Origin of the sequence: Agathobacter ruminis (assembly GCF_002735305.1) — a bacterium.
Classification (GTDB): domain Bacteria; phylum Bacillota; class Clostridia; order Lachnospirales; family Lachnospiraceae; genus Roseburia; species Roseburia ruminis.
Genome location: NZ_PDYG01000135.1, coordinates 64,156 through 90,511 on the forward strand (window position 1 = coordinate 64,156; position 26,356 = coordinate 90,511).

General features: G+C 45.5%; 24 protein-coding genes and 2 tRNA genes. 24 read left to right on the forward strand and 2 right to left on the reverse strand.

The window, feature by feature from the left end; genetic code table 11:
• The first annotated feature begins 28 nt into the window (after positions 1 to 28).
• The 16 genes from CSX02_RS13220 to CSX02_RS13295 all read left to right on the forward strand — a co-directional run bounded on the left by CSX02_RS13220 (position 29) and on the right by CSX02_RS13295 (position 18,677).
• A complete protein-coding gene (locus CSX02_RS13220) occupies positions 29 to 1,141 on the forward strand; it encodes a Gfo/Idh/MocA family protein (RefSeq protein ID WP_031544435.1) in 1,113 nt (370 codons plus the stop codon).
• A gap of 239 nt (positions 1,142 to 1,380) precedes the next feature.
• The gene (locus tag CSX02_RS14085) at positions 1,381 to 2,715 is read left to right on the forward strand and encodes an ABC transporter permease (RefSeq protein ID WP_330399614.1); all 1,335 of its coding nucleotides are present in this window, start codon (positions 1,381 to 1,383) and stop codon (positions 2,713 to 2,715) included.
• Between the two features lie 11 nt (positions 2,716 to 2,726).
• Positions 2,727 to 3,626 (forward strand): carbohydrate ABC transporter permease, encoded by a 900-nt coding sequence (locus CSX02_RS13230; protein WP_031544439.1) that lies wholly within the window; start codon positions 2,727 to 2,729, stop codon positions 3,624 to 3,626.
• Positions 3,627 to 3,633: 7 nt separating this feature from the next.
• On the forward strand, positions 3,634 to 4,257 hold the full coding sequence (locus tag CSX02_RS13235; protein ID WP_031544441.1) for a YesL family protein: 624 nt from the start codon (positions 3,634 to 3,636) through the stop codon (positions 4,255 to 4,257).
• Positions 4,258 to 4,313: 56 nt separating this feature from the next.
• Entirely contained in the window at positions 4,314 to 5,882 is a 1,569-nt protein-coding gene (locus CSX02_RS13240; RefSeq protein WP_099387025.1) for an extracellular solute-binding protein, read from the forward strand.
• 67 nt (positions 5,883 to 5,949) lie between these two features.
• Complete coding sequence (locus CSX02_RS13245; RefSeq protein WP_099387026.1) at positions 5,950 to 7,278, forward strand: carboxylesterase/lipase family protein; 1,329 nt, start codon at positions 5,950 to 5,952, stop codon at positions 7,276 to 7,278.
• A 27-nt stretch (positions 7,279 to 7,305) separates the two neighbouring features.
• The gene (locus tag CSX02_RS13250; RefSeq protein WP_031544447.1) at positions 7,306 to 7,542 is read left to right on the forward strand and encodes an acyl carrier protein; all 237 of its coding nucleotides are present in this window, start codon (positions 7,306 to 7,308) and stop codon (positions 7,540 to 7,542) included.
• A 2-nt stretch (positions 7,543 to 7,544) separates the two neighbouring features.
• A complete protein-coding gene (locus CSX02_RS13255; protein WP_099387027.1) occupies positions 7,545 to 8,834 on the forward strand; it encodes a thiolase family protein in 1,290 nt (429 codons plus the stop codon).
• A 10-nt stretch (positions 8,835 to 8,844) separates the two neighbouring features.
• Positions 8,845 to 9,285 (forward strand): Zn-ribbon domain-containing OB-fold protein, encoded by a 441-nt coding sequence (locus CSX02_RS13260; RefSeq protein WP_242970490.1) that lies wholly within the window; start codon positions 8,845 to 8,847, stop codon positions 9,283 to 9,285.
• 111 nt (positions 9,286 to 9,396) lie between these two features.
• The gene (locus CSX02_RS13265) at positions 9,397 to 11,595 is read left to right on the forward strand and encodes a glycoside hydrolase family 3 N-terminal domain-containing protein (RefSeq protein ID WP_099387028.1); all 2,199 of its coding nucleotides are present in this window, start codon (positions 9,397 to 9,399) and stop codon (positions 11,593 to 11,595) included.
• 11 nt (positions 11,596 to 11,606) lie between these two features.
• A complete protein-coding gene (locus tag CSX02_RS13270; protein WP_099387029.1) occupies positions 11,607 to 12,035 on the forward strand; it encodes a DnaJ domain-containing protein in 429 nt (142 codons plus the stop codon).
• A gap of 2 nt (positions 12,036 to 12,037) precedes the next feature.
• Positions 12,038 to 14,077: a BglG family transcription antiterminator gene (locus CSX02_RS13275; RefSeq protein ID WP_099387030.1), complete on the forward strand. Its 2,040-nt coding sequence runs from the start codon at positions 12,038 to 12,040 to the stop codon at positions 14,075 to 14,077.
• 74 nt (positions 14,078 to 14,151) lie between these two features.
• Positions 14,152 to 16,116, forward strand: a complete 1,965-nt coding sequence (locus CSX02_RS13280) for an oxidoreductase (RefSeq protein ID WP_099387031.1) — start codon at positions 14,152 to 14,154, stop codon at positions 16,114 to 16,116.
• Positions 16,117 to 16,156: 40 nt separating this feature from the next.
• On the forward strand, positions 16,157 to 17,383 hold the full coding sequence (locus tag CSX02_RS13285; RefSeq protein WP_099387032.1) for an MFS transporter: 1,227 nt from the start codon (positions 16,157 to 16,159) through the stop codon (positions 17,381 to 17,383).
• Positions 17,384 to 17,473: 90 nt separating this feature from the next.
• Positions 17,474 to 18,355 carry a transglutaminase domain-containing protein gene (locus CSX02_RS13290; protein ID WP_099387033.1) on the forward strand — a complete coding sequence of 294 codons (882 nt, stop codon included), beginning with the start codon at positions 17,474 to 17,476 and terminating at the stop codon, positions 18,353 to 18,355.
• Between the two features lie 28 nt (positions 18,356 to 18,383).
• On the forward strand, positions 18,384 to 18,677 hold the full coding sequence (locus CSX02_RS13295) for a hypothetical protein (protein WP_031544464.1): 294 nt from the start codon (positions 18,384 to 18,386) through the stop codon (positions 18,675 to 18,677).
• 49 nt (positions 18,678 to 18,726) lie between these two features.
• Here CSX02_RS13295 and CSX02_RS13300 read toward each other — a convergent pair.
• Positions 18,727 to 18,800: transfer RNA gene (locus CSX02_RS13300), tRNA-Ile, on the reverse strand.
• Between the two features lie 133 nt (positions 18,801 to 18,933).
• Between CSX02_RS13300 and CSX02_RS13305 the strand changes: the two genes are divergently transcribed.
• From CSX02_RS13305 to CSX02_RS13325, 5 genes are all read left to right on the forward strand, one after another.
• Positions 18,934 to 21,060, forward strand: a complete 2,127-nt coding sequence (locus tag CSX02_RS13305) for a L,D-transpeptidase family protein (protein ID WP_099387034.1) — start codon at positions 18,934 to 18,936, stop codon at positions 21,058 to 21,060.
• A 78-nt stretch (positions 21,061 to 21,138) separates the two neighbouring features.
• Positions 21,139 to 21,211: transfer RNA gene (locus tag CSX02_RS13310), tRNA-Gln, on the forward strand.
• A 59-nt stretch (positions 21,212 to 21,270) separates the two neighbouring features.
• Positions 21,271 to 21,978, forward strand: coding sequence for an acyl-[acyl-carrier-protein] thioesterase (locus CSX02_RS13315; RefSeq protein WP_031544468.1), 708 nt, complete (start codon positions 21,271 to 21,273; stop codon positions 21,976 to 21,978).
• 58 nt (positions 21,979 to 22,036) lie between these two features.
• The gene (locus CSX02_RS13320) at positions 22,037 to 22,873 is read left to right on the forward strand and encodes a CvfB family protein (protein WP_031544470.1); all 837 of its coding nucleotides are present in this window, start codon (positions 22,037 to 22,039) and stop codon (positions 22,871 to 22,873) included.
• Between the two features lie 39 nt (positions 22,874 to 22,912).
• The gene (locus CSX02_RS13325) at positions 22,913 to 23,287 is read left to right on the forward strand and encodes a RidA family protein (RefSeq protein ID WP_099387035.1); all 375 of its coding nucleotides are present in this window, start codon (positions 22,913 to 22,915) and stop codon (positions 23,285 to 23,287) included.
• Between the two features lie 51 nt (positions 23,288 to 23,338).
• On the opposite strand, the gene CSX02_RS13330 is transcribed toward CSX02_RS13325, so the two are convergent.
• On the reverse strand, positions 23,339 to 23,533 hold the full coding sequence (locus CSX02_RS13330) for a YjfB family protein (protein ID WP_031544474.1): 195 nt from the start codon (positions 23,531 to 23,533) through the stop codon (positions 23,339 to 23,341).
• Between the two features lie 571 nt (positions 23,534 to 24,104).
• On the opposite strand from CSX02_RS13330, the gene CSX02_RS13335 reads away from it, so the two are divergent.
• The 3 genes from CSX02_RS13335 (at position 24,105) to CSX02_RS13340 (ending at position 26,355) form a co-directional block, all read left to right on the forward strand.
• The gene (locus CSX02_RS13335; protein WP_099387036.1) at positions 24,105 to 25,307 is read left to right on the forward strand and encodes a C40 family peptidase; all 1,203 of its coding nucleotides are present in this window, start codon (positions 24,105 to 24,107) and stop codon (positions 25,305 to 25,307) included.
• 111 nt (positions 25,308 to 25,418) lie between these two features.
• Positions 25,419 to 25,739, forward strand: a complete 321-nt coding sequence (locus tag CSX02_RS13440) for a hypothetical protein (RefSeq protein WP_143248196.1) — start codon at positions 25,419 to 25,421, stop codon at positions 25,737 to 25,739.
• A gap of 4 nt (positions 25,740 to 25,743) precedes the next feature.
• On the forward strand, positions 25,744 to 26,355 hold the full coding sequence (locus CSX02_RS13340; protein WP_189281597.1) for a WecB/TagA/CpsF family glycosyltransferase: 612 nt from the start codon (positions 25,744 to 25,746) through the stop codon (positions 26,353 to 26,355).
• The last annotated feature ends 1 nt before the right edge of the window (position 26,356 follow it).

The window sequence follows — 26,356 nt, forward strand, 5'->3', positions numbered from 1 at the left end:
CAATGAAAGATACAAAGGAGAAATGACTATGGCAAAGAAAGTTAGAGTAGCAATTGTGGGATGTGGCGGAATTGCAAATCAGAAGCATATGCCTTCTCTTGCAAAATTCCCGGAGCGCGCTGAAATGGTAGCATTCTGTGATATCATTCCGGAGCGTGCAGAAAAGGCAAAGGCAGATTACGGTACTGCTGATGCAAAGGTTTATACGGACTACAAGGAGATGCTTGCGGATAAGAGCATCGAGATCGATGTAGTACATGTATGTACACCAAATGTGGCTCATTGCCCGATTACCGTTGCTGCTTTTGAAGCAGGCAAGCATGTTATGTGCGAGAAGCCGATGGCACATTGCACAGCAGATGCACAGAAGATGATTGACGCATGGAAGAAGAGCGGCAAGAAATTTACAATTGGATATCAGAACCGTTTCCGTGATGATACACAGACACTTCATGCATCATGCGAAAGCGGAGAACTCGGAGAAATCTATATGGCAAAAGCACATGCGCTTCGTCGCCGTGCTGTTCCGACATGGGGCGTATTCCCGAACAAATCCCTCCAGGGTGGTGGTCCATTGATTGATATCGGAACACATGCATTGGATATTACTTTATGGATGATGGACAATTATGAACCGGAATCCGTTTCCGGACAGGTATTCTACAAGCTCGGAAGAGATGAGCATGGCCCGGAAGGAAATGTATTCGGTCCATGGGATCCAAAGACTTTTGAAGTAGAAGATTCAGCATTCGGTCTTGTAAAGATGAAGAACGGCGCTGTGATCTATCTTGAAGCTTCATGGGCATTGAATGTTCTGAAGTCTATGGAAGCGTCCACAACTCTTTGCGGAACACGCGCCGGTGCAGAAATTCACCACGGCGGAAGCTATCCGGAAGATGAGTTGATTTACAACACCGTCGAGCACAACCAGCTGATGGAAAAGATCATTTCCCCTGCAGGAAAGGTTGATTTCTTTGAAGGCGGAGCTGCCGCAGAAGCTGTTCGCGAGCAGGATCAGTGGCTCGATGCAATCTTAAACGACAAGGATCCTCTGGTAAAGCCGGAGCAGGCCTTTGTAGTTACCCAGATTCTTGAAGGCATTTACAAGTCTGCAGAATCCGGAAAAGAAGTTTTCTTCTAAATATCATTCCAAATACCAAGTTCAAAAGCCAAAAAGGGGTCGGAAAAGACCCCTTTTTTGGTGCAAAAAATGCAGCATAAAAAAAGAGACTAAAAATTAATATTTTAGACAAGATAAGTTGTGCACACTATAACAATATTAAAAAATCGTATCTCATAGAGCAAAAAACGAAAAGGGGCAATGCCATAACTATGTTAATATCATCGTATAAGTTAAGGGTTTTTATTGAAGGAGGACTTATGGAGAAGAGCAAAAACAAGATTGGCGAAGGCCTCTTGTGGGATATCATTTTAGCCGTCCTGATGCTGGCTTCCCTGGTGGGCTTGTTTTTTCCGGCAGCATCTTACAAATATCGTGCTAAGAGTTATTCCCTGTTGGGCTCCTCATTACTTGAGGGAAAAACACTTGGTGGAGGCCGCGTCGTACTAAAACCAAACATTGCACTCTGGATTGCGGTTGTTGCAATCACTGTCTGTGCAGTTTTACTTTTGACATTGGGAAGAAAAGCAAAGAAGGTGGTCGCTGAGGTACAGGCAATTGCGGCAATCATCGGAATCGCAGTTCCTGCCGTTCTCGCATCCAAGATGGCAAGCGTTCTCGATGGATTAAAGAGTGTAAAGGCAGGATACGGACTGTATATCATTGCAGCAGTGAACCTGATCATTCTTATTTTCGCACTCAAGAAATTATCGGATCACAAGATTTTATGTGCACTTGATTTTATGATCCTTCCGGGTATGATTTACTTCCTGATTAACAATTACATTCCGATGTTTGGAATTTATATTGCATTTAAAAAAGTAGATTATTCCGTTGGATTGTGGAAGAGTCCATGGGTTGGATTATCCAACTTCGCAACACTGTTCCGGTCAAGAGATTTGATGATCATCACGCGCAATACACTTTTGTATAATGCGGCATTTATCATCCTTGGAATCTTAACCGGTATCATCGTCGGAATCTGTTTGTCGGAAGTGGCAAAGAAATTCCTGCAGAGAACCTATCAGACATTGATTCTGCTTCCACAGCTGATTTCATTCGTCATTGTTGCTTATATTGTTTATGCATTCTTTGCAGCAGAAGTCGGAATGGTCAGCCAGATGACCGGACTCGAGGATTTCTATTCCAATACGAAGTATTGGCCGTTTATCCTGATTTTCATTAATGTCTGGAAACAGCTTGGTTACAATTCCATTATTTTCCTGTCATCCATTGTCGGAATTGACCGCAGCCTTTACGAAGCTGCCCGCGTCGATGGGGCAAGCAAATGGAAACAGATTGTATATGTTACCATTCCGCAGTTGAAACCAACCATTATTACCTTGTTCGTTCTGCAGTGCGGACGAATCTTCTATTCAGATTTCGGATTGTTCTATCAGGTACCGTTGAACCAGGGTGCACTGTATGATGCAACCGATACCATTGATACTTTTGTATACAGAGCTTTGATGGTCAACAACAATATTTCGCTTGCATCCGCAGCCAGCACCTATCAGGCAATTGTCGGATTCATCCTCGTACTTGTTGTTAATCTGATTGTACGAAAAGTAGACAAAGAATCAGCAATGTTCTAGGAGGAGGCAATATGGAAGATTCAAGTGTAAAGGGCGTAAGAGAGAAACGCTTCCAAGTTTTAATCAATATCATATTAATCATCCTGACCTTGATGGCAGTATTGCCGTTTATCCTTCTTTTGGCTTCATCGCTGACAGAGGATGGCACACTCGCAAGGTTTGGATACAATTTCTGGCCGAGAAAGTTTTCGGCATATGCATATACCTATTTGTTTAGTTCCAACGCCGGACGAATCATGCGTTCTTATGGAATTACCATTGTCGTAACGGTAATCGGAACTGCAATTTCTCTTTTGATCGGACCAATGTTGGCATATCCGCTTTCCAGAAGAGATTATAAGAGAGCAAAAATTATTACATTCCTGGTTTTCTTCACCATGTTGTTCAACGGAGGTATTGTTCCTTCCTACATCATGTGGACGCAGACCTTCCATGTGAAGAACACCATCTGGGCATTAATTTTCCCGACCCTGTTGTTCAATGGATTCTTTATCATCCTGTACAAGAACAACTTTGCAACCAATATCCATCCGGCTTTGATTGAAGCCGCAAAGATTGACGGTGCAGGAGAATGGTACATTTATTTCAAAGTCATTCTTCCGCTTTCCCTTCCGATTCTGGCAACCATCGGCCTGATGGTAGGCCTTGGATACTGGAATGACTGGGCAAACGGATTGTACTATATCACCGATGAAAAACTCTATTCATTGCAACAGTTGCTGAAGAGTATCATCGACAATATCAAAAACATACAGACGATTTCGCAGGCGGGAGCAGCGGCAGCAAAACTCCCTGGTACATCCATCCGTATGGCGATGGCGGTGGTCGGAGTCATTCCTGTTATGATTTTGTATCCATTTTTCCAAAAAGCATTTATCGCCGGAATCTCCCTTGGAGGAGTAAAGGAGTAATCATTTGATGGAACGATTTTTGAAAGCAGACAATTGGTTTTTTACGGGGATAACCAAATTGGTTTTGTTGATCCTGGTCAATGCGATGTTTATCATCGGATGTATCCCGGTGGTTACCGCTGGGGCATCGCTGGGGGCATTGTATCATACGATTCACAAGAATCTGATGGACAATCGCGGATATACGATTCCATGCTTCTGGGAAGGATTCCGAAGCAATCTGAAACAATCCACGATTGCCATGGTGATATTTCTGGCAATCTCAGCAGTATTGTTTGCGGATGACGCGATCATCCGGACAATGGCACAGAGCGGCAAAATCAACGAAGGCTTTTCAGTTTTGTTCTGGATATTGCTTGGACTGGTTTGGTTATATGCAATCTGGGTTTTTGCATCAATCGCATTATTCCAAAACAGTTTGAAAAACATCATGCGAAACAGTCTGGTACTGTTTTTCGCAGAACTGCCGACAACGGTTTACACGGCAGTTATCATAGCATTTACTGCATTCACAATCTGGCTGATCTGGCCGTTGATATTTCTGATGCCGGCTGTGGGGATCTGGCTGATAGGATATCGAATGCAAAAAGTCTTTCGGCGTTATCAGCCGGAGGATACGGAGGGTTTATAATTTGCATTTTGCATGATTATAAAGGATTAGGTTAATGTATTAAGGAGGAAAAACGTATGAAGAAAAAACTCTTGTCGCTCCTGATGGTGGGCGCAATGTCAGCATCTCTTTTTGCAGGATGCGGCGCTGCCGAAGAAGAGGACAACAAAAATGACACTAGCAATCAGTCAAAGGCAGAAAACGAAACTCCGGATAAGTTTGATGAATTACAGACCATCAAACTTTACCAGATGAACACTTCTTTCAGCAACGACAATACAGCAGTGACTGAGGCAATCAACAAGATTTCCGAGGAAAAAATCAATGTTAAGGTTGAACTGAATCAGCTTGATATCGGATCTTACATTGAGCAGTTGCCACTTATGATGTCATCCGGCGAAAAATTTGACCTTGTTATGTGTACTGCAATCCCAACCTGTGGATTTACCACAATGCAGGCACAGGGCCAGTTGATGGACATCACAGAGTATGTAGATGACTATGCAAAGGAGACAAAGGAACTCTTGAGCGAGTATCTGCCATCTACCACAGTCGATGGAAAGATTTATGCGTTGCCATGCTACAGACAGTACAACTCAAATATCTATCTTGAGATGAGACAGGACATCTTAAACGAGCTCGGTCTTGCAGAGGAAGCTGAGAAGCTTACCAGCTGGACAGAAGTGGAAGCACTCTTTGAGAAAGTTTATGCAAAGTTAGACACACTTCCAAGCGATATGCAGGTATCTGCACTGTTTGGACCAACTGATAACCAGGGAACCATGCTTACACCTGGAAGCATCGTTTTATGCGGTGACAAATTCAGCGATGCAATCGGATTTGACGCATTAGGAGACAATTACAAATATATCTACACCGATGCAGCAACTCATACCGTAAAGAACATGTTCGAAACAGATGAGTACAAGCAGGTCATCGAGCGTCTGGACAAGTGGTCATCAAAGGGCTGGATCTACAAGAATGCACTTGCAGATACCGATAACTCAGGTGATACCGGATGCAGAAACGGTGTATACTTCGCATATCTTTCTACCGGTGAATTCGGACAGGATGCCGTTAAGGAAGCAGAAATCGGAAAAGAACTTTGCACCATCGAAATCGCATCCATTCCGATTACCACACAGACCGGTCGTCAGTGGAGCTGGGCTGTTCCTGCAAAATCAGAGAATCCTGAAGCAGCAGTTGCATTCCTCAACCTGATGTATACCGATCCTGATATCGAAAACCTTTTGGTATATGGTATCGAAGGAACTGACTATGATGTAGTGGATGGACAGGCTGTTGTTCGTAAGGATGCAAAATATATGTCATCAGACTTCTTCTATGGCAACCAGTTCAATGCAATTCCTAAGTCAGGAAACGGCGCAGACTTCCGTGAGAAGGCACTTGAAAACATGAAGAACGCTCCGTTCTCAGAATTCTACGGATTGGCAGTTGATGCCTCTGAAGTATCTGATACCGTAACCGCAGTTTACACTGTATTACAGAAGTATCAGCTTCCAATGGAGGCAGGCTCTAAATCATATGCAGATAATAATGCAACCTTGTTAAAGGAATGTGAATCTGCAGGCATCAAGACTTTGATTGATTACTATCAGCAGAAGGTTGACTCATTTGTAAAATAATATGTATTTTTTGCGGGCAGGGCATATTGCCCTGCCCGATTTTTCAAAATCGGGGCAGGATTGAAATATGGTAAAGACAAAGTATGGATTAATTGAAGGAATAGAACACGAGGGTTATACAGAATATCGTGGAATCCCTTATGCAAAACCACCGGTAGGCGCGCTTCGTTGGAAAGCACCACAGGAACCGCAAAAGTGGGATGGTGTGCTCGAAGCAAAACAATTTGCGGCAAAATGTCCGCAGGAGGAAGTGAGCCCGGATACCCCATGGGGCGGATTCTTTTATCGTGAATTTTATGCGGACCCGGCCTACAATGTGCCGATGGATGAAGATTGTCTGTATTTGAATATCTATGCTCCAAATACACAGGATGACAAAAAATTACCTGTTGCATTCTGGATTCACGGCGGTGGATTCGGAGGCGGATACGGATGTGAGATGGAATTTGACGGCGCGCAATATTGCAAGCGTGACGTGATTCTTGTAACCATTCAGTATCGACTGAATATCTTTGGATTTTTGGCACATCCTTGGCTGGATGCGGAATCTAAGACGAATACTTCCGGCAATTACGGAATCCTTGATCAGATTGCAGCGCTCAAATGGGTGCACGAAAATATCGAGGCATTCGGAGGCGACCCGGACAATATCACAGTATTCGGACAGTCTGCGGGAAGCATGAGCACACAGGTATTGATCAGTTCTGATCTGACAAAAGGAATGATTCGAAAAGCAATTATGCAAAGCGGAATTGCCGCAGAGAATCAAAAGCTTTTATTTACACCTACTCTCGCACAGGAGGAAGAGGTGGGAGAATTGTTTGTACGTGAAACCGGTGCATCCAATCTCGAGGAATTGCGGGCACTTCCGTGGGAAAAAGTGCTTGCCTGCAAACAAAAATTTGATGCGGCTGCGATGGATCTTGGGGTGGGCCTGTGCCTTGTCCCAAATGCAGACGGCATCCTGTTGAAAGATACGGTAAAGGAATGTTACCGCAAAGGAGAATTTCAACATATCCCTTATATGCTTGGATGCGTGATTGATGATCTGGGATGCACTCCGGATCAGGTCCGGGCAAAAGAAAAAGGTCCGCTGTATGCGGAAAATGAAGCATTCGCACAAAAATGCGATGCACTTGGAATTCCGGCATATGTTTATTATATGCCACATGAATTACATGATGAAGACGGTAAGACCAAACCTGCATTTCATTCTGCAGAATTGTGGTATACCTTTGGCACATACGATCGCTGCTGGAGGGAGATGGACGAGCATGACCGCTCGTTATCGGAATCCATGCTGGATGCGTGGACGGCGTTTATGAAAACATCCGTCCCTGGAAGCGATTGGCAACAATATACGAAAACTCAGCCTTTTGTAAAGGTATTTGAATAAGAACAAACAGGAAGAGGAGGAATCCAAATGGAAAGAAAAGAAATTATTGAAAAGTTAATAGAGTTTGCTTCACTTGCATTTAAAGTAGATGCTTCTACACTGAGTGAGGACACCAACCTGAATGAGCTTGGAACCGCTTCCATGCAGCGTGTTTCCATGACAGCATCGATTGAGAATGAATTTGATGTGATGATTCCGGTTGCCAGATTCGGACAGTTTGAAACCATCAGCAAGTTGGCAGATTATATCGAAGAAGAGGCATAACTATGGTCGAGAATGTGAAGCTTGGAAAAAATATGAGAAGTGTTTCCATCGTTGGAATCGGTGCAACACCTTTTATGAATCTGATTAAAAATGAGACATATCATGGATTGACCAATGGAGAATTATTTGGCCGTGCCGCGCTTGATGCGATGCGAGATGCAAATGTACAGCCTCGTGATGTACAATATTTTTTCCATGGTTCTGCAAACCCGCATGTTCTGAATAACTGTATCACACCGAATGTACAGGTTGCTGACTGGTTTGGTATGCGCGGAAAGGGATCGCTTTCCCATTCCGAAGGATGCTGTACCGGATATATCGCACTGGAAGAAGCGGTATTTGCTGTGGCTTCCGGCGCGTATGATATTGTATTGACCGGCGCCTGTGATTGTGGTACCGGTATGCCGGATGGCAATACACCGGATCATATGCGTGTGGAATTGTCGACAGAAGTATTATTCCCGGATCTCGATTCGATCTTTGATCGTGCATACGGCCGTTATCTCGGCGGCGGACCTGGTATGAATCATGATGACTGGATTAATCTGTATGCGCATGAGAATCATCTGACACCGGAGCAGGTGGATGATGTTCTGAATCATCAATCGTATCATATGCGTCGCGCGGGCGCTTTGAATCCGCGAGCAATCCGGCGTCAGACATTTGACGAGATGGCAAAAGAAGCGGGATATGATGATGTCTGGGAATACATGAAGAGCCCATATAACCCGAAGATGACACAATATCTGCGCACCTCGAGTGATTCCTGTGTGGCAGACGGAGCTGCTACCTGCATCGTCGTTCCGACCGAAATCGCGCACAAATTTACAGATAAACCTATCGAAGTATTGGCGATCGGTGCATCGGTACTCGATGCGATTGTGCCGCATCTGGAAAAGAAGGCAACGGCAATTGCCGCAAAACAGGTCTATGACGCAACCGGTTTGACTCCGGATGACATCGATCTGGTCATGGTCAACGACTTTATCGGTTCGTCAGCATTCCTTGCCGCAGAGGAAATCGGATATCTGCCAAAAGGAGAAGGCTGGAAGTATGTACTGGAAGGTCGAACCGCCTTTGATGGGGATAAGCCAATCAATCCAAATGGAGGACGCACTTCTTATGGTCATGCATTTGGCGCATCCGGACTTGCAGATGTATTTGAGGCTGTTACGCAGATGCGCGGCGAAGCCGGAAGCAGACAGGTGAAAAAATTACCGAAATATACATTTTTGCGTGGATTTGGTGGTGCACAGAATGTGCGTGCCATCATCTTAAAAGCAGGATTTTAGGAGGGATAATATGGATCAAAATACAATGACAACCGAGGAATTCTGGAATCCGGAACATATTGTCGAAAAATTCTGGAATGGGTTAAAAGAAGGCAAAATATTGGCGCGCAAATGCCCTGAGTGTGGTGCAATTGAGTTTCCGCCACATTTGGCATGCAACAGTTGCGGATATATCGAAACCGAGTGGACACAGATGAGTGGTAAGGCAATGCTCAAAAGCTTTGTTTTTACAGGTGTATTAAATGCCCGTCTTGAACTCGAGGACCGTGGACTCAAATATGTCTGCGGTGAAGTGGAATTCGAAGAAGGAGTATCGATTAATGCGGTGATCCTTGGAATAAATAAAAAGAAAGGGCGTGAGATACAGGACAAACTTCCCCTTCCCGTTCACCCTGTATTTTACGACATGGGCCGCTACACGACCTTGTTCTTTGAATTGGATGAAAATTAATTTTTCATTTAACTCCATATAGAATGGAAATTGCAAAAAAAGGAGCATATGCCATGCTTCTTTTTTGCGTTATAATAGGATTATCAGATGATAAGGAGAAAGGAAACAACTATGAAATTAGAAAAAACTGCAGAAGCATTCGTGGAAGAACTGCTTGGCAAAATGACGCTGGAGGAAAAAATCGGCCAGATGAATCAGGCATCCGTGTCATTGGTCGGAGGGTTTGATGTTCCGTTTGAAGAATTGATTGAGATGGTGACAGACGGCCGCGTTTCACAGGAAAAATTTGAAGAATTGATGCGTACATCAGAGCGTGATTATCATGAGGATGATATCAGAGCCGGACTGGTGGGATCTGTGATGTGCCAGGATCCGGAAAAGGTCAATGAATTGCAGCATATTGCGGTGGAGGAAACAAGACTGGGAATTCCGCTTTTAATCGGACTCGATGTCATCCATGGATTCCGCAGTATCTATCCGATTGCACTTGCGGAGGCATGCGCCTTTGATGAGAACCTGTTTGAGCGCACCGCACGGATGGCGACAAAAGAATCCCGTGCGAAAGGTGTGAACTGGCATTTCGCACCGATGCTGGATGTTGCACGCGATGCCAGATGGGGACGCGTTTCTGAAGGCCCGGGCGAGGATCCGTATCTGGGCAGCTTGTTTGCACGGGCAAAGGTGCGTGGCCTTCAAAATGACCGGTCATGCACGGACAATTATGTGGCAGCCTGCCTGAAGCATTATGTTGCTTATGGTGCGTGCGAAGCAGGGCGCGATTATAATACGACGACAATGTCTCCATCCATTTTGCGCAATGTCTATCTGCCGTCATTTAAGGCTGCAGTGGATGAGGGGGCAATGACTGTGATGGCTTCATTTAATGATTTGAATGGTGTTCCGTGCACCGTCAATCAATATACCCTGCGTCAAATCCTCAAGGGAGAATATCAGTTTGACGGACTGGTTGTCAGCGATGCGAATGCAATTCGCGAATGTGTGATTCACGGAATCGCAGCAGACAATGCGGATGCCGGAAGGCAGGCTGCAATTGCCGGACTGGATATTGATATGGGCACCAATATTTACCGCAATCATCTCGCAGATTCGGTGCGCGAAGGACTGGTGGACGAATCGGTGATTGATGATGCCGTGCGCAGAATCCTGCGTGTCAAGAAATGGCTGGGATTGTTTGAACATCCGTATGTTCCTGAAGAACTGATGCATCGCTATGACACTTTGCCGGCCGAGCATGTGGAACTCGCACGGGAAGCGGCAGAGAAATCAATTGTACTTTTGAAAAATGACGATCATGTATTGCCATTGAAAAAAGATACAAAGATTGCATTGGTTGGCGCATTGGCAGATATGCCGGAAGAAGTGGTCGGCTCATGGGCTTTGAGCTGGCAGCCGGAAGACTGTGTCTCTTTGAAAATGGGATTGGAAAACAAAAAAGCCAATTTCGAATATTTCCGCTGTGCGGGACCGGAAGGCGATTATAACGAAGATGAGGTTGCACAGGCAATTGCATACGGTGAAGTCATCGTGGCACTGGTTGGAGAGACGACTGCCATGTCAGGCGAGGCAGCAAGCCGTGCAGACATCACGATTCCGGGACAGCAGCGCAGACTGCTTGAAGCACTTCAGGCATCCGGTAAGCCGGTTGTCGTATTGCTCCAAAACGGTCGTCCGCTCGCCCTCGATTGGGAAAAAGAACATTGCCCGACGCTTGTCGAAACATGGCATCTGGGCATTCAAATGGGAAATGCAGTTGCAAATGTACTGTTTGGCGAAAAGGTTCCGGAGGGAAAACTTTCGGTCACCATGCCGCTTATGACAGGTCAGTGTCCGGTTTATTACAACCATCCGAATACCGGACGCCCGGGCACCAGAGGCAAATTTACTTCCCGCTATCTGGATGCGGGACATGAGATCGCATTTGTGTTTGGACATGGACTCAGCTATACTACATTTGAATATCATGATCTGCAGGTCAAAGACTGTGGAGACAAATTTGAAGTGAGTGTCAGTTTAAAGAATACCGGAGACTGCAAAGCGACAGAGACGGTACAGATGTATCTGCAGGATGTAACTGCAAGTCTTGTCCGTCCGGTGAAAGAATTAAAAGGATTCCAAAAAGTGACGCTCTCCGCAGGACAGCGCACAAAAGTGATGTTGGAACTGGACAAGACGCAGATGGGATTCTATAACAATTCGGAAGAATATGTACGTGAAGATGGATTGTTCCGTATTTATGTGGGTGGCAGTTCCGGGGACTGCCTGTGTGAAGAGATTACTGTGCAGTTCTAAGAGGAAGCAATATGATACGAAGTAAAGCAGAGGCTTGCCGAATTCTGGGAGTCGGAATCCTTGCAACAAAGGATGAAATAAAATCTGCATATAAGAATATGGCAAAGCGCTTTCATCCGGATGCACTGGGTGGATCAAAAGAGCAGTATTATATTGCACGCGAGGCGTATGAATTTCTGATGAATGGCACGCAGATAGATGCCGGCAGGATACTGGGCACCACACCTGATATGAAACGACGTCGCGAAGAGGAGGACGCTTATGCGCGCTGGTTTGAAAAACAGCGCGCGGAGCATTTGCAGCAACAGATGCAAAAAGAGCAGGAAGAGGAAATGCTTCGAAAGAAACAAAAAGAAGAATATGACAAAGCGATGGAGGCAATCAATGCCATCCGCGTGGCAGAAGCAATCAAGGCGCTGATTCGGGAGGATAAGAAGTAAACATGATAAATGTAAATTTAACATCTAGACAAAAGCAGATCCTGTGGCTTCTGAATGCCCGACAGACAGTCTATTCCGGCAAGGAACTGTCCTCGGCAATGGGAATCTCTGACAGGACTTTGCGCACGGATATTACCCAAATCAACCGGCAACTTGAAAGTTATGGAATCAAAATTGAAGCAGTGCACAGCAAGGGGTATCTCCTGTCCGTGCAAAATCCAAAGAACCTGCTGGAATTGTTTGCAACAATGGAAAATTATCAGACCAAGGAGGACCGCATACTGTCACTGATTTTGAGACTGCTTGCAAAAGTCGGATGGCAAAATCTCGGCGAGCTTGAGGATGAAATCCATGTGAGCCATGCGACGATGGAAAAAGATATCAAATCCATTCGCCATCGTTACAGTCAACAATATCCGTATTTAAAGATTGAGCGAAAAGGCAATCAGATTCGGATTGAAGATGATGAAAAAAAGAAACGCAGTATTTTGATTCGCACTTATGTGGAGAATTGGGATTATGATTCCAAAGAGGGAATCATTCTGCTGAAAGATGATTTTAAATCCGGACAATTGGCAAAGATACAGGAATTGTTAAATGAACAATTAACACAGACCGACACCTATCTGGACGATTATGCATTTGTCTATCTGACCATGACAGTGGTGGTAATGTATCTGCGCAACCGCAACGGATTTACGATAGAGGATATGTCGGAACCGGTGGAGTCGGTTGTTCCGGCGCCGGCGTCATTTTTGCAGGCGCAGCTGGGAGCTGCCCGCATTACGGAGCCTACCGGAGAAATCGATGCGTCTATGCAAATACTGTTGCAGGAGATGGAGCGCATCTGGGAGATCCAATTCTCCAAAAGCGAATATCGTTATCTGTCCGAAATCAAGCAGCAGCTTGTATTTCTATGTGAAAAGAATACTCAGCGCGATTTCATTTTCCTAAGCCGTACCGATGAGACGAGCCGTGCAATCGTGGATGAATTGCGCGAAGCACTGAATGCGCAATACGGAATTGATTTCTCAGAGGACGATATGTTATATGTCGGTTTAACAAGACATGTGCAGGGAATCCGAACAGGCATGATGACGCCGCCACGGCCGAACCGGGTGCTTGGAGAAGAGCTGCGCAAGAAATATCCGTTCCTCGGAGAAATGGTGCATTTCATGCGCAGATTCCTGGAGGAGCGATGTGAGATGTCTCTGGGCAGTCAGGAGGAGAATTATCTGTTGCCGCCGATGATTCTGGCGGAGTCTGCGCTTTATCAAAAACGGCGTGGAAGCGGAATCCCGACAGCGGTCATCAGCCATTTTAATGACAGCACTACAATGTGCCTGATGAACCAGCTGAAGCAGCATTACGGCGCGATTTTGGATTTGTACGGACCATTCACGCTACATGAGAGGAATTTGATTGACCAGAAGAATGCATCCCTGATTGTGAGCACAGTGCGCGCTGATGCATTATATCAGGCCTTCCGCGTGCCGGTATTAAAAGTCTCTCCACTGTTGGATGCGTCCGATCAGATTGGAATTGATTTGTATCTATACAGTCTGAAGAACCGATATTTGTATCAGGCACCGCTTTTGCCTATGGCGGAATATTTCCCGAACAGTCTGTGTTACCGCCTGACAAACAAAAATAATATACTTCCGCTACTAGCGGAAATTAAAGAACGGCTGGAAAAAGAAACCGGCTATCCGTGCCCTTCCAAAATCAATATGGAAAGTGACTATTTTTGCGTGCTGACCAACGGATTTTTGTTCTATTATCAGATCAATAACCGTCTGGCGCAAAGTGTTGTAAGCCTCGTAGATCTGGGCAAAGAGACCTCCTGTCGCTATGCGCGAAACATCCGCACGGTGATGTATATGCAGATGCCGCAGTCCATGCGTCCGACGCTGGGGTGGTTTTACTATATTGCGATGGAACTTGCACAGTATCCGGAAGAATTAAAAGCGGTCTTTTCCGGCAAATCATTGGAAGATCTGACGATTAATATCAGCCGCAACATCACAGAGAATTTCCGTTAACTAACGGAAAAAGCAAAGTTGAACAGGTACACCCCGTTTTCGTATACTGATAGTAGCGAAAGGGGTGTTTTTTTATGGTATATCCAAACTTATTCAAGCCAATTCGAATTGGCAATTTAAGATTAAAGAATCGTATCATCGCGGCACCGACGAGTCCGAGTATGATTACAACAGAAGGTTTTTTTACGCCTGAAATGGCAGCTTATCTGGAAGAAAAAGCATTGGGCGGCTGTGCAGTGGTGACTTACGGCGAGGCAATCGTTCATTCCGCAACCGGAAAAAGTCACAACAAGCAGTTACAGCTGGATGCATTTGGTGTCCGTCAGGGACTGACGGAATCTACACGCATGATTCATAATGCAGGAGGTCTGGCCAATATCCAGTTGTCACATGGCGGTATGTACGGTGGTCTGGCATCTGTCGGCGGAGACATCGGCACTTGTGCGAAGGCATACGGACCGAGCGAAATGGAGATGCCTGCCGGACATGTCGAGGAGATGCCAAAGGAATTAATATATGAAATCATCGAATCCTATGGTAAATCTGCGAAACTTTGCAAGGATGTCGGATATGATATGGTGCAGGTGCATGCGGCACATGGCTGGCTGTTCAACCAGTTTCTTTCGCTGGTATTCAATCATCGCACCGATGAATTCGGGGGAAGTCTCGAGAATCGGGCACGTTTTTTGATGCTGGCACTGGACGAAGTGCGCAAAGCGGTTGGACCCGGCTTTCCGATTGAACTGCGTCTGAACGGAGATGATTTCCAGGAGGGCGGACTGTCGCTGGAAGATTATATCGAGGTTGCAAAGCTTGTCGATGACAAGGTTGATTTGTTTAATATCTCATGCGGCAATCATGAAGATCCGGCGATGTTCTGTCGTACGCATCCGAATTCATTTTTCCCGCGCGGCGTCAATGTATATTTGTCAGCGGAAATTAAAAAACATGTCAAGCATCCGGTTGCCTGTGTCGGCTCATTAAACGATCCGGCGCAAATGGAAGAAATCATTGCGAGTGGACAGGCAGACCTGGTTGAAATCGGAAGAGCGCTGGTCGCAGATCCGTATCTGCCAAACAAAGCGAAATGCGGATGCGCGGATGATATCAATCCATGTCTGCGCTGCTATGAATGTTTTGGAGCAACCGGTCAGCTGGAAATGATCAAATGTACGGTTAATCCAACGCAGGGACATCAATTGGAAGAAAAATTAAATGCACCATTAATCAAATGCAAAGTGCCGGAAACGGAGAAAAAGAAAGTACTCGTCGTAGGCGGCGGCCCGGCTGGCATGGAGGCGGCCATCACAGCTGCAAACCGTGGGCACGATGTGACACTGGTGGAAAAATCGGATCGCCTTGGTGGCAACCTGCATCCGGCAGGAAGTGCATTCTTTAAGCAGGATATTCGCAAATTGTGTGAAGTGCTCGTGCGCCGTGTGGATCGTGCAGGAGTCAAAGTAATCCTCAACACTGAGGTGACGCCGGATTATGTAAAAGCATTTGCACCTGATACATTATTTGTTGCAATCGGTTCGAACGAGCTGAAACCGCCAATCAAAGGCATCGACAGTCCGCATGTATGCATGGCAATCGAGGCGGAGCTGCATCCGGAAAAACTTGGCAAGCGTGTCGCAATCATGGGTGGAGGACTTGTCGGCGCGGAAGCTGCCTGCAGCTTTGCGCATGAGGGGCATGAAGTCTCCATCATCGAGATGAAAGATGATGTGGCCCTCGAAGTGAATTCTTTCTATCGGGGAGGCCTGATGCCGCATGTGCATGAGAGTGCGACCTGTTATGTAAAGACAAAGGTGCTTGAGATTGTTCCGGAAGGTGTCCTGGTAGAAAACGAAGAGAAGGGACAATTTGTCATTCCGGCAGATTCCGTTGTATGTGCATTGGGATTCCGCGCACCATATCCTCTGGTGGATGCACTTTGCGATTGCGTGGATGATGCGCGCATCATCGGTGACTGCAACAAAGTGGGTATGATTTACCAGGCGATGGACAATGGCTATCACAGCGCATACCGCTTATAAAAATAATACGCAATAAGAAATATGAAATGAGAGATGATGAATGAAATCGAAATATAATTTTACTGTACGACACTATATTACAATCGTATTTTGCTTTCTGCTGGCGCTGTTGGCAAATGCGTCGACTTCCGATTCGGAGAATGTGCTTCTGCCGCTTCTGGCAGAGGCGAACGGATGGGATTATTATGGGCGTGTACTAAGCCTTGTATCGATTGCCGGAGTTGTCAGCGTGTTCGGAAATCTTTTGCTGGGAAAGCTTTGCGAGCATATCGGGGCGAAATGGCTGCTGATTGTATGTCTGGTCGGAACGGCGGGATTCGCATTTCTCTATGGAACCGCACCGAATTATATCCTGCTGCTCATCGGACTGATCGGCACGATTTCCTGCGGACAGAGTATTTTTTATCTGGGCGTCAACACTTTGGTTGCCAACTGGTTTGCACAGGAAAAAGGACTGGCAATGGGCTTTATCACAATGGGACCACCGGTGGCAACCATTGTGATGGTTTCCGTGCTGGGACGAATTACGCGCACATATTCTGCCACAGCCGGTGTATATACGGTTGTGGCGGTCCTGCTGATTGTGGCTGTGCTGTGTCTGCTCTTCGTGCGCGAGTACCCGGACAAAACGACCGCGCATGTGACCGGGCATCAGACGAAACAACCGCAGAGTGAAATCACACTGCGGGACTTGCTCAAATCCAGATCGCTTTGGGCAATCATCTATTGCATCGGTGCATGCAGCATCGCTCAGACGGGATTGATGGCACAGTGGCTCGTGCGATACAAGGGTACTGCATTTGAATCCGGGGCGGCCTGGATGCTATCGGCCTGTGCCATTCTTGGCATCTTTGGAAGTATGCTTGCCGGAACCATTGCACATCGTATGGGCACGCGAAAAGCATATTGCATTCTGGTGGTATGGTTCGTTGTGGCATTGATCTTGAATTTTACCAATTTGGCGGTACCGGTTTATATTTCGGTGGTGATGTTTGGACTGATCATCACACTGTTTCAGATCTTTATGCCGCTTTTTGTACTGTCTGCATTTGCAACCGATGATTTTAAAAAGGCCAATGCCATTGTCTTTCCGATTTCGGGATTGATCGGACAGCTGACCTTTGCATTGATTGCAGCGTGTAAACAGTTGCTGGGTGAGGTGCGATATGCATATCTGATCTATGCATTTTTATTGCTTTCCACCTTGTTGGTGGTTCGGCTGATTCGGACAGATAGCAGAAATACGAACCAGAAGGATGAAAATTAAAGACACATTTAATCGATAGACAAATTACCATTTGCCTTATTTTGGTCAGATAGTGTAAAATGTAAATACTGTGACAAACGGAGGTCATCCATGAAGAAACGAACTAATGTAATGGCCATGGCGATGGCTTTTACAATGATGGAGATGCTAACCGGATGCGGCAATGCGGTACATCGTGTGGATCATACGACTGAGTCAGTGACACAGACGCAGGAAACAGATGTAACGGCACCGGTATTTACATTTCAAGAGGATTTTACAATTGAAGAAGGCGACAGCGTAGCTTACAAATCACATGTGAAAGTGACGGATGACAGCGGCATGGACCCTGAGATTACGGTGGACAACAGTCAGGCGGATCCAAACACACCGGGCACTTATCCGATCACATATATCGCAAAGGATGCGGCAGGCAACGAATCAAGTGTGACTGTGACCATGACGGTGACGGAAGCACCGGAATTTTCGGAGAAAAAAATCGGGCCGCTTGTCGATGAAATCATTGCGCAGGAAACAACGGATGACATGAGCAAGTATGAAGTGGCATCCGCATTGTATTGGTGGTGCAAGAATAATATTTCTTATTCTGCAGTGGATTCCGATACCGAAAATATCTGGGAAGGTGCGTATACCGCAATCAAGGACAGACGCGGCGACTGCTTTACCTATTATGCAATCTATGCGGCATTGCTGACGAGAGCAGGCATCGACAATCAATGCGTTACGAGAGTGAACGGACCGAGTGACCATTATTGGAATCTGGTCAATTACGGTGACGGATGGTATCATTGCGATACCGGTCCGGGAAGCAGCAATTATCGGATTACCTGCTTTATGCAGACCGATGCGCAGCTGGATTCGTATGATGCATGGGACGAAGAATGTCATGAATTTTATCAGTTTGACAAAGACAAATATCCACAGCGTGCCACGAAGATCATCTATGGACCAAAAACTTACGGGGATGAATAAGGAATGAGACCAAAAGGCAGGTGTTTACATGCTGACATATGATGATGCATTAAATATGAACTATTATAAGAAGACGGACTTTACCGGCTGGATGGGTGGAATGCGGTTTGTCCTGGGCAAGGAGCCTGAGGCGGACGAATTTCACGCATGGGTTTGGCCCGGACCGTATATCTTTGACAAGACGGATGATTCCAAAAAGACGGATGCAAAGTTTCCTTTTACCGATGAAGGCAGAAAAGCGGCGGTGGACTGGATCAATGAGCAATACGAATCGAGAAAGGCCGAATGGCCGGACAAAAAGATGAGTACGGAATGGATGTAAAATATAGTAAGAAAAATGCCACAGGATTTCCTGTGGCATTTTATGATAATGGGCTTGAGAAGACTCGAACTTCCGACCTCACGCTTATCAGGCGTGCGCTCTAACCGGCTGAGCTACAAGCCCATATGGAACTAACGAAAGATATCATAATAGAAACCGGACAAATAGTCAAGTGGTTTCATTTACAAAATTATAAAATGTGCTTATAATGGTTTAGAAAAGGGAAAATTTATAGAAAGTTAGAAAAGAGAAACAAATGAAACAAAGATGGATGCTTTGTGCTTTTTTGACATTGCTTGTATTAGGGGGTACAGGTTGCGCGGCAAAGAGCACGGAAAACAAGACGTTTCCGGAGAACTACCATATTTCCGGAGTTGACGTGGGCGGTATGAATGAAACGGAAGCGAAGAAAGCGTTGACCGATGCGGTTGCAGATTATTCTGCAATTGTCACGATGAACACATATGAAATCACGCTTGGCGAAGACGCGCTGAACCTGACTTATGATGATTCGCTGGATTTGACAAAATTATTGAAGGAAGCGGAGCCGGGGCAGGATATTCAGGTATCTGTTGCAAAAGCAGATATCGATGCCAATGCACTCCAGACTGCTTTGTCGGAGGCTTATTACGAGGCGCTCTCTGAGCGTGTCTCTACGGAAGGACAGGCTGAGGAATCCGAGTCCGAAGACGGTAAAAAGAAAAAAGACAAAGAATCAAAAAAAGAAAAAAGCGAGGCGGAGATTGCGCTGGAAGCATGTCTGGTCAGCAACCGTCCGTATATCAAATATGACAGCAAAAAGCATGCTTTTAAAGCCTGCAACGGCAAAGCCTGCGATATACTCGATTATACATCTGCGGCAGAGGCGTTCTGCAAGCAGGCTGCACAATTGACCACGGCCATCAATTTGACGACCGAGACGGTTTCGGCTCCGGCTTTGAAGGCAGCAGATTATCCGAATGTTGCGGAAGGCGTCAAAAATGCCAATGCACTTTTGAATTTACATCTGGGTGTATATTTTTCCCCGGAGGGATATATCCCTGTCGGAATTGATTTTGACAAAGATACCATCGCAAGCTGGCTGACCGTATCGCGAACCGGCGATGAGGTTATCGTATCCGAGGATGCGCTGTCCGAATTCTGTAGCAATCTTGCGCAGGAACACAACCGGACCAAAAAGTCCGACCGGATTTTCAAAACAACACTTGGAGATGAAATCTCCATTGATGCGCCGGTGGACGGAATTGTAGTTGATGCGAGCGTCTTTTATGACGGACTCAAAGAGGCCATCGAAAACAAAAAAGATGCGACAATCGATGCGGTATATCATACCGTAGAAGACAACTCAACCAATGGAATTGTTGATTTCAAAGGCAATTATTGTGAAGTTGATCTGACTAACCAGCATGTATATGTCTATAAAGACTATAAACTTGTGGTAGATACCGATGTGGTTACCGGATGCGTTGCAAACGGCGGAACCACGCCGGAGGGTGTTTACCAGATTTTTACCCATGACAAAGGCCGCTATCTGAACGGACCGACCTGGCATGTGTGGGTACATTATTTCTGTGCATTTAACGGAGGCATCGGCTTCCATGATACAACTTACCGCAGCAATTTTGGCGGTAGTATTTATCTTTACGGCGGCAGCCACGGCTGCATCAATATGCCGCTTGAGGCAGCAGAGGCACTCTATAACAATGTGGAGATCGGCACCTATGTTGTCTGCCATGGCGGAGTGAAATATGTCGACAAACTGCAGCAGACCTGGAGTGGTACCGCCAGCTACACGGTCAAGGAAGGCAGCAAGGCATTTGCATTGGATGCAGATACCACCGGCAATGCCGATGCACCGTTGACATACAAGAGTTCGGACAAGAAAGTTGCAACCGTCAGCGCCGACGGCGTTGTCACACCGAAAAAGGCCGGTACCTGTACCATTACGGTTCATGCGGCAGAATTTGACAAATATGCAGCCTCTGATTTTGAAGTGACCATCCATGTACAGGAAGATCCGAAAAAGAAACAGGACGACAAGAAAGACAAGGATAAAGATAAGGATAAAGACAAGGATAAGGATAAGCCAAAATTAAAAGAAGCCAAAATTACCGTTTCCACAGATTATACATTGGCTCCGGGCGAATCCACTGTCATCTCCGCATCGGTCAACAGCGGCGCAGCCGTGACCTATACCATCGGAACCCCGAGTCAGAGTTGGCTGCATGTGGGAACAGACGGCTCCGTCTCCATTGATGCTGACGCGCCACCGGGAGAGAGTGCAACCATATCCATCACAATCAAATCTGCAGCCACAAACAAATACAAAGCTGCGACCACCACTGTAACCATCACGGTCATGGTCCAGGAAGTCATACCATAAGGCAAAAAATAAAAAATATTTTAAAAAGTTGTTGACATTGGTGTGGAAGGTATGTATAATACCATTTGTTGACAACATTGGCCCATCGCCAAGCGGTAAGGCAACGGACTCTGACTCCGTCATTTCCAAGGTTCGAATCCTTGTGGGCCAGCTAATGGACAGACCCCAGTGAGTAATCGCTGGGGTTTTGTGGTATATAAAGGAGAATGCATGTACAGTTTTGAAAGCCGCATTCGCTACAGCGAGGTGGATCTGGAAGGAAAGTTAACATGGGTCAAGCTGCTTGATTATTTTCAGGACAGTTCCGTGTTTCAATCGGAGAGTCTGCATGTGGGAGTGGATTTGCTCGCAAAGCGAAAGCGTGCATGGGTCCTGAATGCATGGCAGATTTGTCTAAACCGGATGCCGCGTCTGTATGAGCAGGTGCGAATTGTGACCAGACCGTATGAAATCAAAGGCTTTTTCGGATACCGTAATTTTATTCTGGAGTCGCTTGACGGGGAATGTCTGGCATATGCGAACAGCATCTGGACCTTCATCGATACGGAGCGCAATCTGCCGACCAAAGTGACACCGGAATTTGATGTCTATGAATTTGACGAACGTATCGAGATGAACTATTGCGCACGCAAATTGCAGGTACCGGAAGAAATGACAGATTGTGAGACGATTCCGGTGACCAGACATTTGATAGACACGAACGGACATGTGAACAACGGACGCTATGTGGAACTGGCAATGGAATTGTTGCCGGAGGATTGCAATGTCATGGAAGTTCGTGCAGAATATAAGAAACAGGCAAGAGAGGGAGATACGTTTTTCCCTAAGATTGCCAGGGAAGAAGACAAATATACGGTTGTCATGGCAGATGCGCAGGGCGGCATTTATGCAACCATGCAATTTCTGTATCAATCGTAAAAAGGACGGAAACACAGTGGACGGAAAAACATTGGACGGAAAGACAAGGAGAAACATGATGAAATTAGGAGAATTTCAGGAACTTACCATTATTAAGATGACGGATTTTGGTGCATATCTTGCACAGGAAACCAATACTGCAGACAAGGTGCTTTTGCCGGCAAAACAATTGCCAAAAGATGCAAAGCTCGGTATGCGACTCAAAGTTTTCTTATATAAAGACTCTCAGGACCGCTTGATTGCAACGGTCAACGAGCCGCTTTTGACCATTGGCAAATTCGGCGTATTAAAAGTAAAAGAAATCACAAAGATCGGTGCATTTTTGGATTGGGGACTCGAGAAAGATCTCTTCCTTCCATATAAACAGATGGTCGGACGAATCGATGCCGGAGATGAGGTGCTTGTCTCTATGTACATCGACAAGAGTGAACGCCTCTGCGCAACCATGCGTGGCCTGTACCATCTGCTTTCGCAGCGTGCACCTTATGAGGCCGGCGATATGGTTCGCGGCCGTGTCTATGAATTTTCGGACAACTTTGGAACCTTCGTGGCAGTGGATGACAAATATTCTGCCCGCATTCCAAAGCATGAAGGACATCAGGATCTCAAAATCGGTGATATCATTGAGGCAAAGGTGGTTGCTGTCAAAGAGGACGGCAAGCTGGATTTGACCATGCGCGAGAAAGCATATATTCAAATGGATACGGATGCAGACAAGATTCTTTCTTTATTAAATGAATACGCAGGCGTGCTTCCGTTTACCGAAAAAGCATCGCCGGAAGTCATCGCAAGAGAAACGGGACTGTCAAAGGCTGCATTTAAACGTGCAATCGGACACTTATATAAAGAAAGAAAAATTACACTCGACGACGGAAAGATTCGTTTGAACAGATAAAACTATTGGAATCAACATAGATAAGAAAGGAAGTACAACATGAAAAATGTAATCGCAACCGATAAGGCTCCTGCAGCAATCGGACCTTATTCACAGGCCATCGAAGTCAACAACATGGTATATACCTCAGGTGTTATTCCTGTAGATCCTGCCACCGGAAACATTCCGGAAGGATCTGTGGCACAGGCGCGTCAGGCATTTACAAACTTAAGCAACCTGCTGGAAGCTGCCGGCACAAGCACTGCAAATGTCATCAAGACCACCGTCTTCATCAAAGAGATGAACGACTTTGCTGCCATCAATGAAGTTTATGCAGAATTTTTCCCGGCACCATATCCTGCAAGAAGCTGCGTGGAAGTAGCGCGTCTTCCGAAAAATGTAATGCTTGAGATTGAAGCCATTGCAACCAAATAGATATAACAAAAAGAGCTGTGTAATGCACAGCTCTTTGTTTTTGAACTAGTTTTAAACCGATAAGTCGAAGTTGCTGCCAACATTCGGATTAACGGAAAGCTCCATCATCTTTACAAGGTTGGCATTCTCTTTTTCGGTGCTCTCGAGTGTTTTGTCCAGCATTTCCATGCTGACCTTTCCGGTCAGACTCGTTGGGGTCGCTGTCTGAACTGCACTTAAGGCACTGTTGATTGGTGCGATGTTCATGTGCATCAGCTCCCTTCTCATAGTACTTGTTAGTATATAGTTCTTTTATCCTATTATGACATCCTCCGCCATAGATGTCAATTGTTCAAACTAGCTAATCCTTTTATCCTATTTCCCTATTTTATTGACTACCCCCCTCCTGTAGTGCTCTGTTACCATTCACAGTCTGCATTTTTTTGGCATCCTCACCCCTGGCCCGGTAAGCCCTTCACTTTGCAAGAATATTTTGGTTTTCTAATATGCAAAAGCTCGCATCCTGATTACCATATGTCTTTTGAATGCCTGTACAATTTTGAATCAAAAGACACATGTGTGATGCTCGCCTTTTGCATAGTGAAAACCTAAAATATTCGCAAAATGGTTCAGGGCTTACCGGGCCATGGGTGAGGATGCTTCTGTAATGTCAAAGACGGTGAATGGTAACAGACACTAAACGGGAAAATGTGGGGGTTGACATCGTATGGCCCCTTTGTTATAATGGGTTCGTAATAAATGTAACAAATTCGTAACAATATAATGAGAACTTCGAAACAAATTGTTTCAACGGACTTATTAGGAGGTTATTTCAATCATGAAAACAAGAAGCTTAAAGGTAACAGCAGTGTTGCTTGCGGCAACTATGGCAGCAGGATCTGGAATCGCAGCACTGGCAGACACCCCAACAGCTGGAGTTACTAGTTATACAGCATCTGTTCTTTCAACGGCGTCCTTGCCGACAGCCGGATTCGCATCAACGGTTATGCAGGTAGCAATTGACACAGAGGAAGAAGTACAGGTTGCTTCAAAAGCAAATGTATCTGAGAATAAAAAAGAAGCAGTTACCACTGCTCAGAGTGAATTCGCAAATATCGCAGTATCGAATGTAGAAGATTATGTAAACATTCGAAGCAAAGCAGATACCGACAGTGAAGTGGTTGGTAAGTTATATGCAAACTCAGCAGCTACCCTGGTAGAAGAAGTAGCAGGTGGCTGGTATCATATTACATCAGGAAGATGTGAAGGATATATTAAATCAGAGTATCTGATTGTCGGCGATGAAGAAGCTGCCAAGAAGATCAGCAAGAGAATTGCAAAGGTTGGAGTTGATTCCTTGCGCGTGCGTAAGAAACCATCTACCGATGCGAAAATCGTAGAATATGTAGATGCAGAAGAAGAGCTTACCGTGCTTGACGAGTCCAAAGATGGATGGGTAAAAGTTAAGGTTGGCGAAGAAAAGGGATATGTTTCTGCAGAATTTGTAGAACTTCATACCTACTTTAAAGTAGCAGAATCAAAGGAAGAAGAAAAGGCTCGTCTCAAGAAAGAGGCAGAGGCAAAGAAGAAAGCCGAAGAAGAAGCACGTGCACGCAGAAACAGCAGCAGTTCAAACAGTTCATCTTCAAGCTCAAGCTCAAGAAGCGAGCGCTCATATGATGCACCGGATGGATCTGACGGATCAGCTGTTGCAAGATATGCATTGCAGTTCGTAGGCAACCCATATGTATATGGTGGATCCAGCCTGACCAACGGTACAGACTGTTCAGGATTCGTTATGAGTGTTTACGCACAGTTTGGTGTCGGCCTGCCACACAGCTCATACAGCTTGCGTTCATGTGGATATTCCGTAGGTAGCGACTTAAGTGATGCAAAGCCGGGAGATATCCTTTGCTTTAGCGGACATGTAGGAATTTATATCGGTGGTGGAGACATGGTTCATGCCAGCACAAGCAGAACCGGAATTATTGTTTCATCAGTTAATGAAGGATCATTGATTACCATTCGTCGTATTTTCTAATTGAGACAAAAATAAATGCTGAAAAGAGATTTGCAGATTGCAAATCTCTTTTTTTGATTAAAATATGTCAAGTGAAAAATGAAATATAGCAGGTTGCACAAAGATTGAGAAATGTTTCACGGAAAAGGAAGGCTCAAGTGGATAAGTGGATGCGATTTATCCACTTTCACTCGTGAAAAGGGGGCGAAAATACAAGTTATAAACGAACTTATTCACATTATCCACGCCTTTTTAATGTGGATAGGGCGTGAAACACAAAAGTTATCCACGCAAAAATTTTGTAAAAAAACAATAAACTTTACTCCAAATCGTAAATTTTTTGTTACAAATGGAGTGGGAATAAGGTCACTTGCGCAAGCAAAATATATTTGTTATACTATGATTCGCTATGATAAAAGAACTACATATTGGGGAGCTACAACTAAACAATAATACGGTGCGTGAATCAATTCAGCTTGTTGAGCGGGCCATTGCGGATCAGGGGTTTGTCGCAATGGAAGAGATTACGATGCATACACTTTTCGCCGCGGAGGAGGACGAGAAAGTGGCTGACGGAATCCAGATGCTCGATCACACGGTGATCGCGGACAATGCGATTCTGCAGGCTGTAAATCAAGGGAGTATGCAGCGCAAATTCGAGATAGAGGATCATACCTTCTTCTACGAATTGATGAAGCGGCTCGAACGCAATGGAAAGCGTCTCTTTTTACTCGGGGAATCAAAAGAGAAGATTGCGGAGCGCGTGCAATTGATTCTTGCCAAATTTCCAAAAATTCAAATCGCAGGTACCGGTGCATTGGAGGATTGCATTGGAACCGACGAGGCGTTGGTCAACCATATCAACAGCCTTTCTCCCGATGCCATCATATGCCTGCTTCCATCACCGTCGCAGGAGATTTTTTTGCTGGAGCACAAGGAGAAGATTTCGGCGAACTTCTGGTACGGAATGGGCGAAATTGATCCATCGGAGGGAAAACCGGGGCTGATGAAGCGCCTTTCCAAATGGCGTCAGCGCAGGGCCCTGGAAAAGTTAATATGGGCAAAATAAA

Bases quoted from the DNA above. Each gene is read 5' to 3' on its own strand.
- CSX02_RS13220 (WP_031544435.1), top strand. From the start codon at position 29: ATGGCAAAGAAAGTTAGAGTAGCAATTGTGGGATGTGGCGGAATTGCA.
- CSX02_RS14085 (WP_330399614.1), top strand. From the start codon at position 1,381: ATGGAGAAGAGCAAAAACAAGATTGGCGAAGGCCTCTTGTGGGATATC.
- CSX02_RS13230 (WP_031544439.1), top strand. From the start codon at position 2,727: ATGGAAGATTCAAGTGTAAAGGGCGTAAGAGAGAAACGCTTCCAAGTT.
- CSX02_RS13235 (WP_031544441.1), top strand. From the start codon at position 3,634: ATGGAACGATTTTTGAAAGCAGACAATTGGTTTTTTACGGGGATAACC.
- CSX02_RS13240 (WP_099387025.1), top strand. From the start codon at position 4,314: ATGAAGAAAAAACTCTTGTCGCTCCTGATGGTGGGCGCAATGTCAGCA.
- CSX02_RS13245 (WP_099387026.1), top strand. From the start codon at position 5,950: ATGGTAAAGACAAAGTATGGATTAATTGAAGGAATAGAACACGAGGGT.
- CSX02_RS13250 (WP_031544447.1), top strand. From the start codon at position 7,306: ATGGAAAGAAAAGAAATTATTGAAAAGTTAATAGAGTTTGCTTCACTT.
- CSX02_RS13255 (WP_099387027.1), top strand. From the start codon at position 7,545: ATGGTCGAGAATGTGAAGCTTGGAAAAAATATGAGAAGTGTTTCCATC.
- CSX02_RS13260 (WP_242970490.1), top strand. From the start codon at position 8,845: ATGGATCAAAATACAATGACAACCGAGGAATTCTGGAATCCGGAACAT.
- CSX02_RS13265 (WP_099387028.1), top strand. From the start codon at position 9,397: ATGAAATTAGAAAAAACTGCAGAAGCATTCGTGGAAGAACTGCTTGGC.
- CSX02_RS13270 (WP_099387029.1), top strand. From the start codon at position 11,607: ATGATACGAAGTAAAGCAGAGGCTTGCCGAATTCTGGGAGTCGGAATC.
- CSX02_RS13275 (WP_099387030.1), top strand. From the start codon at position 12,038: ATGATAAATGTAAATTTAACATCTAGACAAAAGCAGATCCTGTGGCTT.
- CSX02_RS13280 (WP_099387031.1), top strand. From the start codon at position 14,152: ATGGTATATCCAAACTTATTCAAGCCAATTCGAATTGGCAATTTAAGA.
- CSX02_RS13285 (WP_099387032.1), top strand. From the start codon at position 16,157: ATGAAATCGAAATATAATTTTACTGTACGACACTATATTACAATCGTA.
- CSX02_RS13290 (WP_099387033.1), top strand. From the start codon at position 17,474: ATGAAGAAACGAACTAATGTAATGGCCATGGCGATGGCTTTTACAATG.
- CSX02_RS13295 (WP_031544464.1), top strand. From the start codon at position 18,384: ATGCTGACATATGATGATGCATTAAATATGAACTATTATAAGAAGACG.
- CSX02_RS13305 (WP_099387034.1), top strand. From the start codon at position 18,934: ATGAAACAAAGATGGATGCTTTGTGCTTTTTTGACATTGCTTGTATTA.
- CSX02_RS13315 (WP_031544468.1), top strand. From the start codon at position 21,271: ATGTACAGTTTTGAAAGCCGCATTCGCTACAGCGAGGTGGATCTGGAA.
- CSX02_RS13320 (WP_031544470.1), top strand. From the start codon at position 22,037: ATGAAATTAGGAGAATTTCAGGAACTTACCATTATTAAGATGACGGAT.
- CSX02_RS13325 (WP_099387035.1), top strand. From the start codon at position 22,913: ATGAAAAATGTAATCGCAACCGATAAGGCTCCTGCAGCAATCGGACCT.
- CSX02_RS13330 (WP_031544474.1), bottom strand. From the start codon at position 23,533: ATGAACATCGCACCAATCAACAGTGCCTTAAGTGCAGTTCAGACAGCG.
- CSX02_RS13335 (WP_099387036.1), top strand. From the start codon at position 24,105: ATGAAAACAAGAAGCTTAAAGGTAACAGCAGTGTTGCTTGCGGCAACT.
- CSX02_RS13440 (WP_143248196.1), top strand. From the start codon at position 25,419: ATGTTTCACGGAAAAGGAAGGCTCAAGTGGATAAGTGGATGCGATTTA.